The 14,113-nt window shown below is 65.4% G+C and carries 16 protein-coding genes; 3 read left to right on the top strand and 13 right to left on the bottom strand.

Translation table 11 applies throughout. The features are described from left to right. Nucleotides 1-33: 33 nt before the first annotated feature. The 13 genes from fliR to fliF form a co-directional block, all read right to left on the bottom strand. Nucleotides 34-816, bottom strand: a complete 783-nt coding sequence (gene fliR, locus E1748_RS23030) for a flagellar biosynthetic protein FliR (RefSeq protein WP_133649598.1) — start codon at nt 814-816, stop codon at nt 34-36. A gap of 25 nt (nt 817-841) precedes the next feature. Then, on the bottom strand, nt 842-1,111 hold the full coding sequence (gene fliQ / locus E1748_RS23025) for a flagellar biosynthesis protein FliQ (RefSeq protein WP_133649597.1): 270 nt from the start codon (nt 1,109-1,111) through the stop codon (nt 842-844). Between the two features lie 47 nt (nt 1,112-1,158). Further along, nucleotides 1,159-1,905 carry a flagellar type III secretion system pore protein FliP gene (gene fliP / locus E1748_RS23020; protein WP_205965308.1) on the bottom strand — a complete coding sequence of 249 codons (747 nt, stop codon included), beginning with the start codon at nt 1,903-1,905 and terminating at the stop codon, nt 1,159-1,161. Nucleotides 1,906-1,970: 65 nt separating this feature from the next. After that, nucleotides 1,971-2,519 (bottom strand): flagellar biosynthetic protein FliO, encoded by a 549-nt coding sequence (gene fliO / locus E1748_RS23015; protein ID WP_133649595.1) that lies wholly within the window; start codon nt 2,517-2,519, stop codon nt 1,971-1,973. After that, complete coding sequence (gene fliN / locus E1748_RS23010; RefSeq protein WP_133649594.1) at nt 2,516-2,956, bottom strand: flagellar motor switch protein FliN; 441 nt, start codon at nt 2,954-2,956, stop codon at nt 2,516-2,518. Before fliN ends, fliO begins: the two co-directional genes overlap by 4 nt. Next, nucleotides 2,949-3,947 carry a flagellar motor switch protein FliM gene (gene fliM, locus E1748_RS23005; RefSeq protein WP_133649593.1) on the bottom strand — a complete coding sequence of 333 codons (999 nt, stop codon included), beginning with the start codon at nt 3,945-3,947 and terminating at the stop codon, nt 2,949-2,951. The genes fliN and fliM overlap by 8 nt, the downstream gene beginning before the upstream one ends. Before the next feature lie 53 nt (nt 3,948-4,000). Then, entirely contained in the window at nt 4,001-4,510 is a 510-nt protein-coding gene (gene fliL, locus E1748_RS23000; protein WP_133649592.1) for a flagellar basal body-associated protein FliL, read from the bottom strand. An 880-nt stretch (nt 4,511-5,390) separates the two neighbouring features. Next, nucleotides 5,391-6,902, bottom strand: a complete 1,512-nt coding sequence (locus tag E1748_RS22995; protein WP_133649591.1) for a flagellar hook-length control protein FliK — start codon at nt 6,900-6,902, stop codon at nt 5,391-5,393. A 72-nt stretch (nt 6,903-6,974) separates the two neighbouring features. After that, nucleotides 6,975-7,424 (bottom strand): flagellar export protein FliJ, encoded by a 450-nt coding sequence (fliJ, locus tag E1748_RS22990; RefSeq protein WP_133649590.1) that lies wholly within the window; start codon nt 7,422-7,424, stop codon nt 6,975-6,977. 2 nt (nt 7,425-7,426) lie between these two features. Continuing rightward, nucleotides 7,427-9,007 carry a flagellar protein export ATPase FliI gene (gene fliI / locus E1748_RS22985; RefSeq protein ID WP_133649589.1) on the bottom strand — a complete coding sequence of 527 codons (1,581 nt, stop codon included), beginning with the start codon at nt 9,005-9,007 and terminating at the stop codon, nt 7,427-7,429. Beyond that, nucleotides 9,001-9,687, bottom strand: a complete 687-nt coding sequence (gene fliH / locus E1748_RS22980; protein ID WP_133649588.1) for a flagellar assembly protein FliH — start codon at nt 9,685-9,687, stop codon at nt 9,001-9,003. The genes fliI and fliH overlap by 7 nt, the downstream gene beginning before the upstream one ends. After that, a complete protein-coding gene (fliG, locus tag E1748_RS22975; RefSeq protein WP_133649587.1) occupies nt 9,674-10,669 on the bottom strand; it encodes a flagellar motor switch protein FliG in 996 nt (331 codons plus the stop codon). The genes fliH and fliG overlap by 14 nt, the downstream gene beginning before the upstream one ends. Further along, nucleotides 10,659-12,425 (bottom strand): flagellar basal-body MS-ring/collar protein FliF, encoded by a 1,767-nt coding sequence (gene fliF / locus E1748_RS22970; RefSeq protein ID WP_133649586.1) that lies wholly within the window; start codon nt 12,423-12,425, stop codon nt 10,659-10,661. The genes fliG and fliF overlap by 11 nt, the downstream gene beginning before the upstream one ends. 257 nt (nt 12,426-12,682) lie before the next feature. On the opposite strand from fliF, the gene fliE reads away from it, so the two are divergent. The 3 genes from fliE (at nt 12,683) to E1748_RS22955 (ending at nt 14,080) form a co-directional block, all read left to right on the top strand. Further along, on the top strand, nt 12,683-13,027 hold the full coding sequence (gene fliE, locus E1748_RS22965) for a flagellar hook-basal body complex protein FliE (RefSeq protein WP_133649585.1): 345 nt from the start codon (nt 12,683-12,685) through the stop codon (nt 13,025-13,027). 289 nt (nt 13,028-13,316) lie between these two features. After that, nucleotides 13,317-13,751 (top strand): flagellar export chaperone FliS, encoded by a 435-nt coding sequence (gene fliS / locus E1748_RS22960; protein ID WP_133649584.1) that lies wholly within the window; start codon nt 13,317-13,319, stop codon nt 13,749-13,751. Then, nucleotides 13,748-14,080: a flagellar protein FliT gene (locus E1748_RS22955; RefSeq protein WP_133649583.1), complete on the top strand. Its 333-nt coding sequence runs from the start codon at nt 13,748-13,750 to the stop codon at nt 14,078-14,080. The genes fliS and E1748_RS22955 overlap by 4 nt, the downstream gene beginning before the upstream one ends. The last annotated feature ends 33 nt before the right edge of the window (nt 14,081-14,113 follow it).

Raw genomic sequence — 14,113 nt, 5'->3', positions numbered from 1 at the left:
GGCCGCGTTGCATTGGGTCTCGCGTTATTTGCGTTATCTGAGCCCCAACGCAATCCGCCCCATCTCATCGATCCCGCTGTCAAACAGCCGCGCAAAAAACGGAATCATATTGGGCGCCATCAACTGCAGGAGCAGCATGCCGACGAGGATCGTCAGCGGAAAACCGATCTGGAACACACCGATCTGCGGCGCCGCGCGATTCAGGATGCCGAGCGAGAGATTCGCGATCAGCAGCGCGGCGACTACCGGCAGCGACAGCAGCAACCCCGCCGTGAACACGGTCGTGCCCCAGCCCGCGAGCATCCGCCAGCCGGCCGGTCCCAGCAGGTTCGCCGAGATCGGCACGGTTTGAAAAGTCGTGAGTAGCGCGGTCAGCATCTGCAGGTGACCGTCGAGCGCGATGAACGCGAGCATCGCGATGGTGTTCATGTAGCGCGACACGACCACGTTCGACCCGTTGACCTGCGGATCGAAGAACGTCGCGAAGCCGAGCCCCATGCCGAGGCCGATCATGTCGCCGGTCGCCTGGATCGCGGCGAACACGATCTGCATCGTGAAGCCGAGCGCCGCGCCGAGCAGGAACTGGTTGACGATGATCCACACGCCCGCCGACGAAAACACCGTGACCTGCGGCAACGGCGCCAGCGTCGGCGCGACGATCAGCGTGACGAACGCCGCGATGCCGACCTTCGCACGCACCGGCACCGACGTCTCGCTGAACGCGGGCGCGGTCGCCACCAGCGCGAGGATACGCACGAACGGCCACAGGAACGCAGTGAGCCATGCGTTCAGCTGGGCGTAGGTGACGGTGAACATCTCGGAGAAGAAGGAAGGAGCGCGTTCAGTTTGCGAGCGTCGGAATGCTCGTGAGCATATGGCGCATGTAGTCGAGCATCGTGGTCAGCATCCACGGGCCGATCAGTACGAGCGTGACCGCGATCGCCATCAGCTTCGGGATGAACGACAGCGTCGATTCGTTGATCTGCGTCGCGGCCTGGAACAGGCTCACGACGAGACCGACCACCAGCCCGACGAGCAGCGGCGGCGCGGCCAGCACGAGCGCGACGTACATCGCTTCGTGCGCGAGCGTGGTGACTGTTTCTGGCGTCATGGTCGGGCGTCCCTGGTGTGTTCGCTTACGGTGGCAGGCTGCGGTCGTCAGGTGAAGCTCTGCGCGAGCGAGCCGAGCAATAGCTGCCAGCCGTCGACGAGCACGAACAGCATCAGCTTGAACGGCAGCGAAATGGTCGCGGGCGAGATCATCATCATCCCCATCGACATCAGCACGCTGGCCACCACCATGTCGATGATGAGGAACGGAATGAAGATCGTGAAGCCGATCTGGAAGCCGGTCTTCAGTTCGCTCGTGACGAAGGCCGGCACTAGCAGCGACAGCGGCACGTCCTCGGGACCCTGCATCGGCGGCGCGTGCGAAATCTTCGCGAACAGCGCGAGATCGGTCTCGCGGGTCTGCTTCAGCATGAACGTCTTGAACGGCGCGAGGCCGCGCGATACGGCCTGGTCCATCGTGATCGTGCCGTCGGAGAACGGCTTGTAGCCGTCGGTGTACGCCTTGTCGAGCACCGGCGACATCACGAACAGCGTGAGGAACAGCGCGAGACCGACGAGCACCTGGTTGGGCGGCGTCGACTGCGTACCGAGCGCCTGGCGCAGCAGCGACAGCACGATGATGATGCGCGTGAAGCTTGTCATCATTAGCACCATCGCCGGCAGGAACGACAGCATCGTGAGCAGCAGCATCGTCTGCACGCTCAGCGAATAGGTCGTACCACCGTTCGGACCGGGGCTCGTGTTGAACGCGGGCAGGCCGGCGGTCTGTGCGAACGACAGTGCGGGTAGCGCCAGCATCAGCAGCGGCAGCGCGTAGCGTCCGGCGTAGCGCATCAGCGTGTGGGCGAGGGCGGCCCGCGTCGCGCGCTCGGACTGCGCGGGGATTCGAACGAACGACATCATTGGTCTCCGCCGCCGGGGCGGTTCAGGCGTTTGCCGACTTCGCCTTTCATCGCTTCGCGAAAGCGCTGGCCGAACGTGCCGGAGAGCGGGGCAGCGGACGATGCATCCGCGCCGGGGACTTCTGCGCTGCCCGCAGGCATCGTATGCAGCAGACGGACATTGCCCGGCGACGCGCCGAGCACAAGCCACGTATCGCCGATCTCGACGACCGCGACGCGCTCCTTGCCGCCGAGCGATGCGCCGCCGATCGTCTTCACGAGGCCGCCGCGTTGCGACGGCTGCAGGCCGAGGCGTCGCGCGAGCCAGGCAAAGCCGAACACCAGCCCGATGACGACCGCGAGACCGACCAGTGTCTGCAGTACCGCACCGACGCCGAGCGACGGAACGGCTGTGCCCGCGCCGACGCCGGATGCTATGCGCGCGGCGTTGTTCACCGCGTTGATGTCGGCCGCGTGCGCGGTGCCGGCACAGACGACAACGATTGCGATGCAGAGCGAAAGCGATGCGAGCGCGGCTTGCGCGCGCCCGCGCACGGCAGACTTCATCGATTCAGTTTCCGGATGCGTTCGGACGGCGTGATGATGTCCGTCAGACGGATGCCGAACTTGTCGTTCACGACCACCACTTCGCCCTGCGCGATCAGGCAGCCGTTGACGAGCACGTCCATCGGTTCGCCGGCGAGGCCGTCGAGTTCGACGACCGAGCCCTGCGCGAGCTGCAGCAGATTGCGGATCGCGATCTTCGTGCGGCCGAGTTCGACGGTCATCTGGACGGGGATGTCCAGAATCATGTCGATGTCGTTGCGCGTCGTCGTCGGTGCGACCTTCGACAGCGGCTGGAACACGCCCGCTGCCGCCGCGCTCACTTCGGCGCCGTTGTTCTGCTCGGCGAGCGCGCTGGCCCAGTCGTCCATCGCGGGGTCCGCGGCCTGCGGTTCGCCTGCCGGCAGTTGCGCTTCCGGCGTGCCGTTGAGGTCACTCATATCCACCGTCCTTCGTCGTGTCGGTTGCGCTGATCATCTTCTGGACGCGCAACGCGTACTGACCATTGAAAATTCCGTAGCCGCATTCCATCACCGGCACGCCGTCCACCTTCGCGACGATGTGCTCGGGAATGTCGATCGGCAGGACATCGCCTGCGCGCATGTTGAGAATCTTTTCGAACGTCACCGGGATTTCCGCGAGATCCGCGGTGAGTTCAACTTCGGCCGCCTGCACCTGCTGCGACAGCACGCGCACCCAGCGACGGTCCACCTCGAGCGCTTCGCCCTGGATCGGCGACGACAGCACGTCGCGGATCGGCTCGATCATCGAGTACGGCATGCAGATGTGCAGCGTGCCGCCGGTCGTGCCGAACTCGATCGAGAACTGCGTGACGATGACGATCTCGTTCGGCGTCGCGACGTTCGCGAACTGCGTGTGCATCTCGGAGCGGACGAATTCGAACTGCAGCGGACGCACGCTCTTCCACGAATTCGCGTAGTGCTCGAACACGAGATTCAGCAGCTTGCTGATGATGCGTTGCTCGGTCGCCGTGAAGTCGCGGCCTTCGACGCGCGTATGGAAACGTCCGTCGCCGCCGAACAGGTTATCGACGACGAAGAACACCAGGTTCGGGTCGAACACGAACAGCGACGTGCCGCGCAGCGGCTTCACGTGGACCAGGTTCAGGTTGGTCGGGATCGGCAGATTGCGCGTGAATTCGCTGTACTTCAGCACCTTCACCGGGCCGACCGAAATCTCTGCCGTACGCCGCATGAAGTTGAAGATGCCGACGCGCAGCAGCCGCGCGAAGCGGTCGTTGATGATTTCGAGGCCGGGCATCCGGCCGCGGACGATCCGTTCCTGCGTCGCGATGTTGTACGGACGGACGCCGGTGCGGTCGGTCTGTTCGGCCTCGGCGTCGGCTTCGCCGGTGACGCCTTTCAGGAGTGCATCCACCTCCTCCTGGGACATGAACTCTTCGTGGCCCATTCCTTATTCCTCGTGCATCCGTTCGCGGTTAAGAGGCGGCGCAGCGTGACGCGTCACTGCACGACGAATTCGGTGAACAGCACATCCTGAACGCGCGAGGGCTGACCGCCGGCATCGTTCGGCTGTTCGATCAGCGTTTTCAGTTCGGTTGCGAGTGCGCGTTTGCCGTCGAGCGGCGCGAGATCGTCGGGATGCTTGTTCGACAGGGCGAGCAGCACGCGGCTGCGGATCTCGGGCATGTGTTCGGTCAGGTGATCCTGGGTTTTCTGGTCGGCGAGCTTCAGCGTGAGGCCGATGCGCAGATAGTGTTGCTGGCCGTCGTCGGATTGCAGGTTGACGGTCATCGGTTCGAGCGGGAAGAACACCGGCACGGCGGACGGCGAGACGGGCGCCGTGGCGCTCGCGGGCGTGGCCGGGCGTTTGTTCATGAAAAACCACACGCCTGCGCCGGCGGCTGCGGCGGCGACGAGCGCGATGAGCGCGATCACGAGAATGCGCTTCATCGGGCCTGGGGCATTCGTCGGGACGATGGCCGGCTGGTTTGCGGTGGTGGTTGTTGCCATGAGGTGTCTGTGCGTGCGTCAGTGCGGGTAGGGTGAATTGTTCTCTATTGGCGCGTCGCGCGATGGGGTGAAAAGAGGGGGGATTTGGGGGTATCTCAGTCTTTTGGGTTTTTGTTTGGCTACGCCTGATTGGGTTTGCTTTTTGGTTTTTTGTTTGCCTGGGCTGGCGGCTGCGATTTTGCGCCTCGCGGCGCAGGCGTTGCCCCTGTGCGGGGCGGCACCTACTTTTCTTTGCCGCGGCAAAGAAAAGTAGGCAAAAGAAAGCCGCCGAGACGAAGCTTCTCCTTTCCGTGTGTTGACCCAGTGGCACTCGCCTAAGTGGACGCCACGCTCACGTAGGACAGTGGTCCGAGACGAGACCGTCTCCCTGATCGCAAACCGGAGTGACAAGGGGCCCGCACATCCCGCGGCGCACTTGTGTGCGCGCGGATCGGTCTGCATGGGAAACCACGTGGAAGAGTGAAGTGCACAGGGCGGCGAGCGGACCAGTGATCGCATTGCCCGCCGAATCAGTGACCGCGCCAGCGAAGATGTGGCGGCACTCCCCCTTCTATTGAGCGAAGGGTGTTATGCCCATCGGCGGCGAAGCCCGCCGGAACGGATGACTGCCTTGTCACGAGGGCAAGCGGTGCGAGGGCGGGTCTCGTCTCGGACCGCTACGCAACGTGAACGTGGTGCCCACTTAGGCGAGTGCCACCGAGGCAACACGCGGAAAGGACAAGGTAACGTTTCGAGCGGCTTTCTTTTGCCTACTTTTCTTTGCCGCGGCAAAGAAAAGTAGGTGCCGCCCCGCACAGGGGCAACGCCTGCGCCGCGAGGCGCAACTTAGCACCGCCGCGCGGAAAAACAGAAAACCAAAAAGACAGAAAGAACCGAAATCTCAAGCAAACGTATCCACAATCCCAACAGTCCGCCGCACAGGCGCCCCACTAACAATTGCGCCCGCAGGCAACACAGCACCGGCGCCGCCAGAACGCCCACTACTTCCGCGACTAGCCTCCTCCTGCCCCTGCTGCCCACTCTGCCGCGCAAACCCATCACTGACACTCGTACTCCCCAACCCGATACCATTCGACTCCATCGCCTCCCGCAACTTCGGCAACGCAGCCTCGACTGCCTCCCGCACCTGCGGATGCTGCGACACGAACAGCGCGTGCGCATGATTCTCCGCCACCTGCAACACCACCTGTAACGGCCCGAGATCCGGCGGATTCAACGTCAGCTGTGCCGTCTGCTGATGCGCATTCGACAAGAACACCACCTTCTGACTCAACGCATCTTCCCAATCCGGTGTGCCAACCTGCGGCGCCAGCGCAGCCGCTGCCGCTGCGATCAGCGGAGGCGACGACTGCGCAGCCGTCGGTGCATTCGATGCCGCCTGCGCCGCAGCGAGCGTCGCACTGATGGCATCTGCGTTGTCCTTGGTTGCCTGCGTACCCTGCGGATTGCCGGATGACGTGCCGCCTGCGGCAGCAAGTGCGTCGGCGGCAGTGCGCAGGGCCGTCGCATCCTGGGTGGCCGTCGCGCCCGCAGCCGTCGCGTTCGCCTGCGTGCCCGCGTTCTTGCCATCTGCGAACGCGGCGCCGAGCGCAAGACCCTTCCCCGCGATCGAGCCGCGCTGCGCGATGCCGGTGTCGGCAGTCGCGGCGAGCGGCGTCGCCGCTGCACCACCAGTCGCTGCACCTGCGACCGGCAACGGCACGGCGCCCTGCGAATTCGCCAGCGCATTCAGCGCGGCCTGCAATGCGTCGCGGACTGTCTTCGGATCGCTGGTCTTCTTGTCCGGTGTCGTAGCCGATGTGCCCGTGCCCGTCTGCGTCGTGTCCTGCAGTGCGGCGGCGGGATCGGTGGCGGTGGTCGTCGTTTGCGTCGCGCCGGCCTGAGCTTGGGCCTGCGCTGCGAGTGCGGCAGCAGCGGCGGCCGCCGCAGCCGCAGCGGCTGCCGCATCGGCGGCGGTCGTCGGCGCTGTCGTGCCGTCCGCGCCTTGCTGCGCCTTCGATGCGCCGCCGCCCGACGGCTTACTCGTCGCGTCAGTGCCGCCGGCCTGCTGCGTATTGCCACTCGAGTCAGTCGAACCTGTCGAGCCCGTCGATGCCGTGCCGTCCGAACCCTTGCCCGAATCGCTCTTGCCGCTCGCTGCACTCGTGCCCTTCGACGGATCGTCGCTCGGCGGCGGCGCGTCATGCACGCTCGACGAGTTCGACGAAGACGATGACGAAGATGACGACGCCTTCTGCTGCGCCGATGCATTCGACGCACTGTTCTGCGCATCGATGCTCTGCTGCAGCGTTTGCGAGAACGGCGCGGCCTGCGACGCGGACGAGGCGCTCGATGAGCCCGACGAGCCGGCGCTCGTGCCGAGCAGCGATCCGATCATGGAGAGAGTCGACATACGTGGGTCCTGTACGGTGATCCGTTCAAACGAAGCTAACTGTGCAAATGGTGAAAACGTGCCGGCCAGGCGTTACACACCCTCAGCCCGCATCCGCAAAATCCGCGCGGCATGCTCATCGGAATCGCGTTGCTCGCGGCGCGACATCTGCAGCGCTTCGGCCGCATCGCCGCGCGCCTGCAGCACTTCATAAGAACCAAGCTTCTGACGTTGCCGCTGCCAGTCCGGCTTCGCGGCCTCGACGCGCGCGGTCGCGGTCGTCAGCAAGCCGCGCTGCTGTTCGATCGCGGCATCGAGCGTATCGATGAACGCCTGAAAATTGCGCATGTTGCCGGCCGCCATGCCAGCCTGCGCGGAGTTCGTGAAGCGCGCGTGATATTCGTCGCGATACTGGATCAGCGCGTCGAGCTGCGCCTCGACGTCGCGGCGGTCGCGCTGCGCGCGGCCGAGTCGCTGCGCGGCGGCGTCGACATCGTCCTTCGCGAGGCCGATGAGTGTCTGGATCGGAAGGTGCTTGCCCATCGTCAGGCTCCTTGATTGAAGAGCGCATCGAGCGCTTCGAGGCTCGAGCCGAATTCCGCGCATTCGCGAAACCCTTGCTGGAGAAACGCCTCGATGCGCGGATACAGTGCGATCGCACGATCGAGCAGCGCATCGCGCCCGCTCGAATACGCGCCGACGTTGATCAGGTCGCGGTTGCGTTGATAGCGTGACAGCATCTGCTTGAAGAGCCGCGTCTTCTCGAGATGCGCGTCGTCGATCAGCGCGGTCATCGCGCGGCTGATCGACGCTTCGATGTCGATCGCCGGATAGTGGCCCGCTTCCGCGAGCGTGCGCGATAGCACGATGTGGCCGTCGAGAATCGCGCGCGCGGAATCGGCGATCGGATCCTGCTGGTCGTCGCCTTCGGTCAGCACAGTGTAGAACGCGGTGATCGAGCCGGCGCCCGCCCGTCCGTTGCCGGTGCGCTCGACGAGCGCGGGCAGCTTCGCGAACACCGACGGCGGGTAGCCCTTGGTCGCGGGCGGCTCGCCGACCGCGAGCGCGATCTCGCGCTGCGCCATCGCGTAACGCGTCAGCGAATCCATCAGCAGCAGCACGTGCTTGCCCTGGTCGCGGAAGTATTCGGCCAGCGACGTCGCGTACGCGGCGCCCTGCATCCGCAGCAGCGGCGATACGTCGGCCGGCGCGGCGACGACGACCGAGCGAGCAAGCCCGTCCTCGCCGAGAATCTGTTCGATGAATTCCTTCACTTCGCGGCCGCGTTCGCCGATCAGTCCGATCACGATCACTTCGGCGCTCGTGTAGCGCGCCATCGTGCCGAGCAGCACCGACTTGCCGACGCCTGAACCCGCGAACAAGCCCATCCGCTGTCCACGTCCGACGGTCAGCAGCGCGTTGATCGCACGCACGCCGACGTCGAGCACCTTGTGGATCGGCTCGCGATTCAGCGGGTTGATCGACGGTGCGGACAGCGGCGCGTCGATCTGCGTGCCGAGTGGGCCGAGTCCGTCGAGCGGGCGGCCCGATGCATCGACCACGCGGCCGAGCAATTCCCAGCCGACCGGCAGACGCTTCGCGCCGGCAAGCGGGTCGGCGATCGGCGCGCTTTCGAGCGGATAGACGCGCGCGCCTGGCAACAGGCCTGCGACTTCGGTCGTCGGCATCAGGAACAGTTTGTCGCCCGCGAAGCCGACGACTTCCGCTTCGGCCATCGACCGCGTGCTGCCGAGCGGCAATTCGATCATCACTTCCGAGCCGACCGACAGCCGCAATCCGACCGCTTCGAGCACGAGACCGGCTGCGCGCGTGAGGCGTCCGCATGCACGCAGCGGACGCGCGATCGCGTTGCGCGCGCGCAGTGCTTCGAGCCGTGCGCGCCATGCGGCGGTGTGTGGGTTGTCCAGCGTTTCCTGCTGAATGGACGCACGCGATGCAGCGTTCGCGGGGACTGCGGAATGAGGTGCGGCGACGGCTTCTATCTCTGCGGTGTTATCCGTGCCCGAAGCAGACTCGACCGCACCAAACGACGCCAGCGCCAGCTCTCTTTCGAGCGGCGTCAGATCGCTGGCGCGGCGGATGTCGTCGAGCGTCGGCTTCACCATGTGCTCACCTTGCCGAGTGCGGCGGCGACGCGCTCCCAGCGTGTGCCGATGCCTGCATCCACTTCGCCGGTCGCGGCCTGCGCGCGGCAGCCGCCGCGTTCGACGGCCGGATCGGTGCGCACGCTCCAGCCGCGCGCCTGCAATTCTTCGAGCAGATACGCCTCGACGACCGGCAGATCCGCCGGACTGACGACGAGGGCCGGCGCGCCCGACAGTGCCGGCTCGGTCGCCATCACTTCGCGCGCGGCGGCGATCAGCGCGGCGGGATCGTGCTGCACGTGTTGACGCACGACCTGCTGCGCGATGTCGAGTGCGAGTGCGACGAGCGTTTCCGACACGTCGCTCTGCGCGCCGTCGAGTGCGGTTCTGAACGACTGCGCGAGCGCCGCGAGACTGGCCGCTTCCGCGCGCGCTTCGGCGAGACCTTGTTCGAAGCCCTGCGCATGACCCTGGTCGTAGCCGGCCTGATAGCCGAGCGCCTGGCCGGCGACGTGGCCGGACGCGACGCCATGCTGATGCGCGGCGTCGCGCAGCCGTTGCAGCTCGGCTTCGAACGCGTGTTCGTCGGCGGGATCGGGCGGGGCAACGGGATCGAACGACGCCATCTCCCAGCGCTGATACGCCGAGAGACCGCCGCTGCCCGTCTTTCCCGACGACGGATCCTGATCAGACATACGCATCTTCCGCCTTGCCGCCGATCACGATCTGGCCGCTTTCCGCGAGATTGCGGACCACCTGCAGGATGCGGCGCTGCTGCGTTTCGACTTCGGACACGCGCACCGGACCGCGTGCGTCGAGATCCTCGGCGAGCAGTTCGGCCGCGCGTTGCGACATGTTCGACAGGAACTTCTGGCGCAGTGCGGCGGGCGCGCCCTTCAGCGAGATGATCAGCGATTCGGACTCGACTTCCTTTAGCAGCAGCTGGATCGCGCGGTCTTCCAGTTCGAGCAGGTTCTCGAACACGAACATCTGGTCGACGATCTTCTGCGCGAGTTCGGCGTCGTATGCGCGGACGTTTTCGAGCACCGCTTCTTCGTGATTGCTCGACATGAAGTTGAGAATTTCCGCCGCGGTACGGATGCCGCCCATCGGGCTGCGCTTCAGGTTGTCGCTGCCGGACAGCAGGCCGGTCAGCACGTCGTCGAGTTCGCGCAGCGCGGCCGGCTGGATGCCGTCGAGCGTCGCGATCCGCAGCAGCACGTCGTTGCGCAGCCGCTCGCTGAAGCACGCGACGATCTCCGAGGCCTGGTCGCGGTCGAGGTGAACGAGGATCGTCGCGATGATCTGCGGATGCTCGTTCTTGATGAGTTCCGCGACCGCGCCGGAGTCCATCCACTTGAGCCCTTCGATGCCGCTCGTGTCGCTGCCCTGCAAGATGCGGTCGATGATCGCGCCGGCCCGGTCCTCGCCGAGCGCCTTGTTCAGCACGCTGCGGATGTACTCGCTCGAATCCAGCGACAGCGCGGTGTGCTGCTCCGCTTCCTTCGCGAACTCATGCAGCACTTCCTCGACCTGTTCGCGCGTCACGTTCTTCAGCGCGGCCATCGCGACGCCGATCTTCTGCACCTCGCGCGGCGCGAGGAACTTGAACACCTGCGCGGCCTCTTCCTCGCCGATCGACATCAGCAGGAGCGCGCTCTTGGTCACGCCTTCAGCTTTCATCGGACACCCAGTTCTTGACGACGGTTGCGACAATCTTCGGATCCTGGCGGGCGATCGTGCGCGCGTATTCCAGGTTCCGCTCGAACTTGTGCTTCTCGTTTTCGAACGACATCAGGCTGTTGCCTTCGTCCACGTCGCTTGCGCCTGGCGACGGCGGCAGGCCGTCGAGCAGCAGGGGTTCGTCGGGGGCGGGCAGCGATGCGACCTGCTCGGGCGTCGGGAACGCGCGGCGCATTGCCGGGCGCACCAGCGCGAAGTAGAGGAACAGGGCGACTGCGCCGATGCCGAGATACGTCGCGACCTGCTTCGCGAGCGCGATCATGTCCGGCGTGCGCCACCACGGTACGTTGACGACCGGATCGACGTCGGTCATGAACGCGCTGTTGACGACGTTCACCGAGTCGCCGCGCTTCGCGTCGTAGCCCATCGCGTCCTTCACGAGCTGTTCGACCTGCGCGAGCTTGTCGGCGGGCATCGGCTGCGACGTCGCATGGCCTTTCGCGTCGACCTGCGTCAGATAGTTGACCACCACCGCCACCGACAGCCGCTTGATGTTGCCGCCGGCCTGTTCGAAGTGGCGTACGGTTTTGTCGAGTTCGTAGTTGGTCGTCGAGTCCTTGCGATCGCTGACCGGCGTCGCGGCCACCGAGCTTGCGCCATTCGCGGCAACGATCGGTGCGGATGCGGGCTGCGGCGGCTGGTTCGACAGCGCGCCCGGTACACCCGACGCGCCGCCCTGCGACAGTTCGGTCGCGGTGCTCGTCTGCTGGCTGCGGATCGCGGCCGGCGCGCTCGCGCCGTTCGGCGCGTAGGTTTCAGCGGTCTGTTCGAGCTTCGAGAAATCGATGTCGGCGCTGACCTGCGAGTGCGCATTGCCGGCGCCGAACAGCGGCGCGAGGATCGCGTCGATGCGCTGCTGCGTGCTGCGCTCCACCTGCTGCACGTACTTCAGCTGCGTCGCGTCGAGACCGGTGCCCGACGACGGCTGCGTCAGCAGGTTGCCGTCCTGGTCGACGATCGTCACGTTGCGCACCGGCAGATCGGGCACCGCGCTCGCCACCATATGCGAGACCGCGACCACCTGGCCTTCGTCGAGCACGCGGCCCGGGTACAGATTCACCATCACCGATGCGGACGGCTGCTCGCGGTCGCGCACGAACACCGACGGCTTCGGGATCGCCAGATGCACGCGCGCCGAACGCACCGACGAGATCGATTCAATCGTTTGCTGCAGCTCGCCTTCGAGTGCGCGCTGGTAGTTCACCTGCTCGGCGAACTGGCTGATGCCGAACTTCTGGTTGTCCATCAGCTCGAAGCCGACCGAGCCGTTTTTCGGCAGACCCTGCGCCGCGAGCCGCAGGCGCATTTCATGAACCTGCTCGGACGGCACGAGGATCGCGCCGCCGGCGTCGCTGAACTTGTACGGGATGTTCGCCTGTTGCAATGCGGTGATGATCGCGCCGCCGTCGCGGTCCGACAGGTTGCTGTAGAGCACCTTGTAGTCCGGTGCGCGCGACCACAGCACGAGGGCGGCGACCACGGCGACCAGCAGTGCGACCGCAAAAATCAGCGGCGCGCGCGGATTGCCGCGCATCTGCGTGAGCGACGGAATGCGCTGGGCGAAGCCGCCGCCCAGACCGCCCAGGTCGGCGCCTGACTGGCCGCCGGCCGAGCCGGGCGTGCCGCCGCCTGGCTGCGTGCCGGCGAGGCCCATCCGGGCGTCGGCGTTGATGATCGAGTTGGCTGACGAATCCATGCGTCGGGTATCTCCGGGTGCCTTGCGTCTCCCGGCTGCCGACCCACCCAGGAACGGGTGACGGGCGCTCGGACAGAGACTTTCACGATGGGGATTATCCGCAGCGCGTCGCAAGCCGATCGCCCGAATAGAGCCGGGTTTCCCCCCTACTTTGACGACTGTCGAAAATGACCCGCTGCTATGCTTTTCGTCAGATCGGCAGGGCTGTCCGGAGGCGGGCGGCGAGCCGCCGGACTGCCTTTTCCTCTGGAGCGAAGATGACTGTCGTGAACCCGATTACGTCCGCCCTGCAGCAGATGCAGGCGATGGCGGCAGAGGCCGCCGGCGGCACGTCCACGAGCGCCGCGGGCGCCGTGGGCGCGCAGTCCACAGAAAGCAGCGGCGGTTTCGCGTCGTTGCTGAAGGCATCGATCGACAAGATCAGCGGCGACCAGATGAAGGCGGGAGGCGAAGCTCAGGCGTTCGAGCTGGGTTCGCCGAACGTGTCGCTGAACGACGTGATGGTCGACATGCAGAAGGCCGGTATCGGCTTCCAGTTCGGCCTGCAGGTCCGCAACAAGCTGGTGTCCGCGTACAACGAGATCATGCAGACGTCGGTCTGAGCGTCTGAGTCTCCGCTGGCGGGCGGTTTCGTCGGCGGTTTCTGTATGTTTCCCTGCTGCTTTCGATGCCGCCGGACGGTGCATTTATGCTCGTCCGGTGCGCATCGGTACGCGTTCGCCCGGCAATCCTTTCGAGTTGCAACTTTCGTTTCATTCCCTGCTTACATCGGCCTAAAGCTTTTGAGATGGCTATCCGATAACCCGGATACAGGCTGTCCAATCGCGTGCACCAGTAAGCGGAACGGATGGCCACGGATGAATCGGAACGGTCTAGACAGGAGGAGCGCCAATGTTTTCCCCAGGACACTCTGGAGCCAATGCGTACGCACGCGTCGGAGTCGAAACAGGGGTGATGGGCGCGAGTCCGCATCGTCTGATCGTGATGCTGTATCAGGGCGCACGGCAGGCCATCGCGCAGGCGCGGCTGCATCTGCAGCAGGGTAACGTCGCGGCGCGCGGCGAGGCGATCGGCAAGGCGATCCAGATCGTCGCAAGCGGGTTGCAGCCGGCGCTGAACATCGAGGCCGGCGGCGAGATCGCGCAGCGGCTCGACGGGTTGTACAGCTATATGACACGACGCCTGCTCGAGGCGAACCTCAAGCAGAGCGAGACGATGATGATCGAGGTGGACGGCCTGCTGGCCACGCTCGAGGATGCATGGCTAGGAATTGGACCCGAAGTCGCGCGCATGGCGGCCCAGCCGTCTGCGGAATACGCCCGATGAACAAGAACACAGAATATTTCGCCCGCTACGAAGCGATCGCCGCACTGTCGACCCTCATGCTGTCCGCCGCCCGACGTTCGTTGTGGGCCGAGCTGGCGCATCTGGAGGACGAGTACCGGTATCTGGTCGATGCGCTGAAGGACGCCGAACACGACGTCTGCCTCAACGACACCGAGCGGCTGCGCAAGTACGACCTGATCCGCAAGATCCTGTCGGACGATGCAGCGATCCGCGATCTCGCCAGCCCGCGGATGGCGAAGCTGAGTGCGCTGTTTTCGTCGTCCGGCCGTCCGGCTCGCGTGCTGAAGGAACTGTACGGCGCGCGCTAGCCTCGCTGGGTAGCACGCGACGCACCGACTTTT

Origin of the sequence: Paraburkholderia flava (assembly GCF_004359985.1) — a bacterium.
Classification (GTDB): Bacteria; Pseudomonadota; Gammaproteobacteria; order Burkholderiales; family Burkholderiaceae; genus Paraburkholderia; species Paraburkholderia flava.
The sequence above is the reverse complement of the archived record's forward strand: the minus strand, read 5'-3'. Positions and strand labels throughout refer to the sequence as shown.

Coding starts and splice junctions, on each gene's coding strand:
- fliO (WP_133649595.1), bottom strand. CDS start 2,519: ATGAAGTCTGCCGTGCGCGGGCGCGCGCAAGCCGCGCTCGCATCGCTT.
- fliQ (WP_133649597.1), bottom strand. CDS start 1,111: ATGACGCCAGAAACAGTCACCACGCTCGCGCACGAAGCGATGTACGTC.
- fliN (WP_133649594.1), bottom strand. CDS start 2,956: ATGAGTGACCTCAACGGCACGCCGGAAGCGCAACTGCCGGCAGGCGAA.
- E1748_RS22955 (WP_133649583.1), top strand. CDS start 13,748: ATGAACAAGAACACAGAATATTTCGCCCGCTACGAAGCGATCGCCGCA.
- E1748_RS22995 (WP_133649591.1), bottom strand. CDS start 6,902: ATGTCGACTCTCTCCATGATCGGATCGCTGCTCGGCACGAGCGCCGGC.
- fliG (WP_133649587.1), bottom strand. CDS start 10,669: ATGAAAGCTGAAGGCGTGACCAAGAGCGCGCTCCTGCTGATGTCGATC.
- fliL (WP_133649592.1), bottom strand. CDS start 4,510: ATGGCAACAACCACCACCGCAAACCAGCCGGCCATCGTCCCGACGAAT.
- fliM (WP_133649593.1), bottom strand. CDS start 3,947: ATGGGCCACGAAGAGTTCATGTCCCAGGAGGAGGTGGATGCACTCCTG.
- fliI (WP_133649589.1), bottom strand. CDS start 9,007: ATGGTGAAGCCGACGCTCGACGACATCCGCCGCGCCAGCGATCTGACG.
- fliE (WP_133649585.1), top strand. CDS start 12,683: ATGACTGTCGTGAACCCGATTACGTCCGCCCTGCAGCAGATGCAGGCG.
- fliR (WP_133649598.1), bottom strand. CDS start 816: ATGTTCACCGTCACCTACGCCCAGCTGAACGCATGGCTCACTGCGTTC.
- fliS (WP_133649584.1), top strand. CDS start 13,317: ATGTTTTCCCCAGGACACTCTGGAGCCAATGCGTACGCACGCGTCGGA.
- fliH (WP_133649588.1), bottom strand. CDS start 9,687: ATGCGTATGTCTGATCAGGATCCGTCGTCGGGAAAGACGGGCAGCGGC.
- fliJ (WP_133649590.1), bottom strand. CDS start 7,424: ATGGGCAAGCACCTTCCGATCCAGACACTCATCGGCCTCGCGAAGGAC.
- fliF (WP_133649586.1), bottom strand. CDS start 12,425: ATGGATTCGTCAGCCAACTCGATCATCAACGCCGACGCCCGGATGGGC.
- fliP (WP_205965308.1), bottom strand. CDS start 1,905: ATGCGCTACGCCGGACGCTACGCGCTGCCGCTGCTGATGCTGGCGCTA.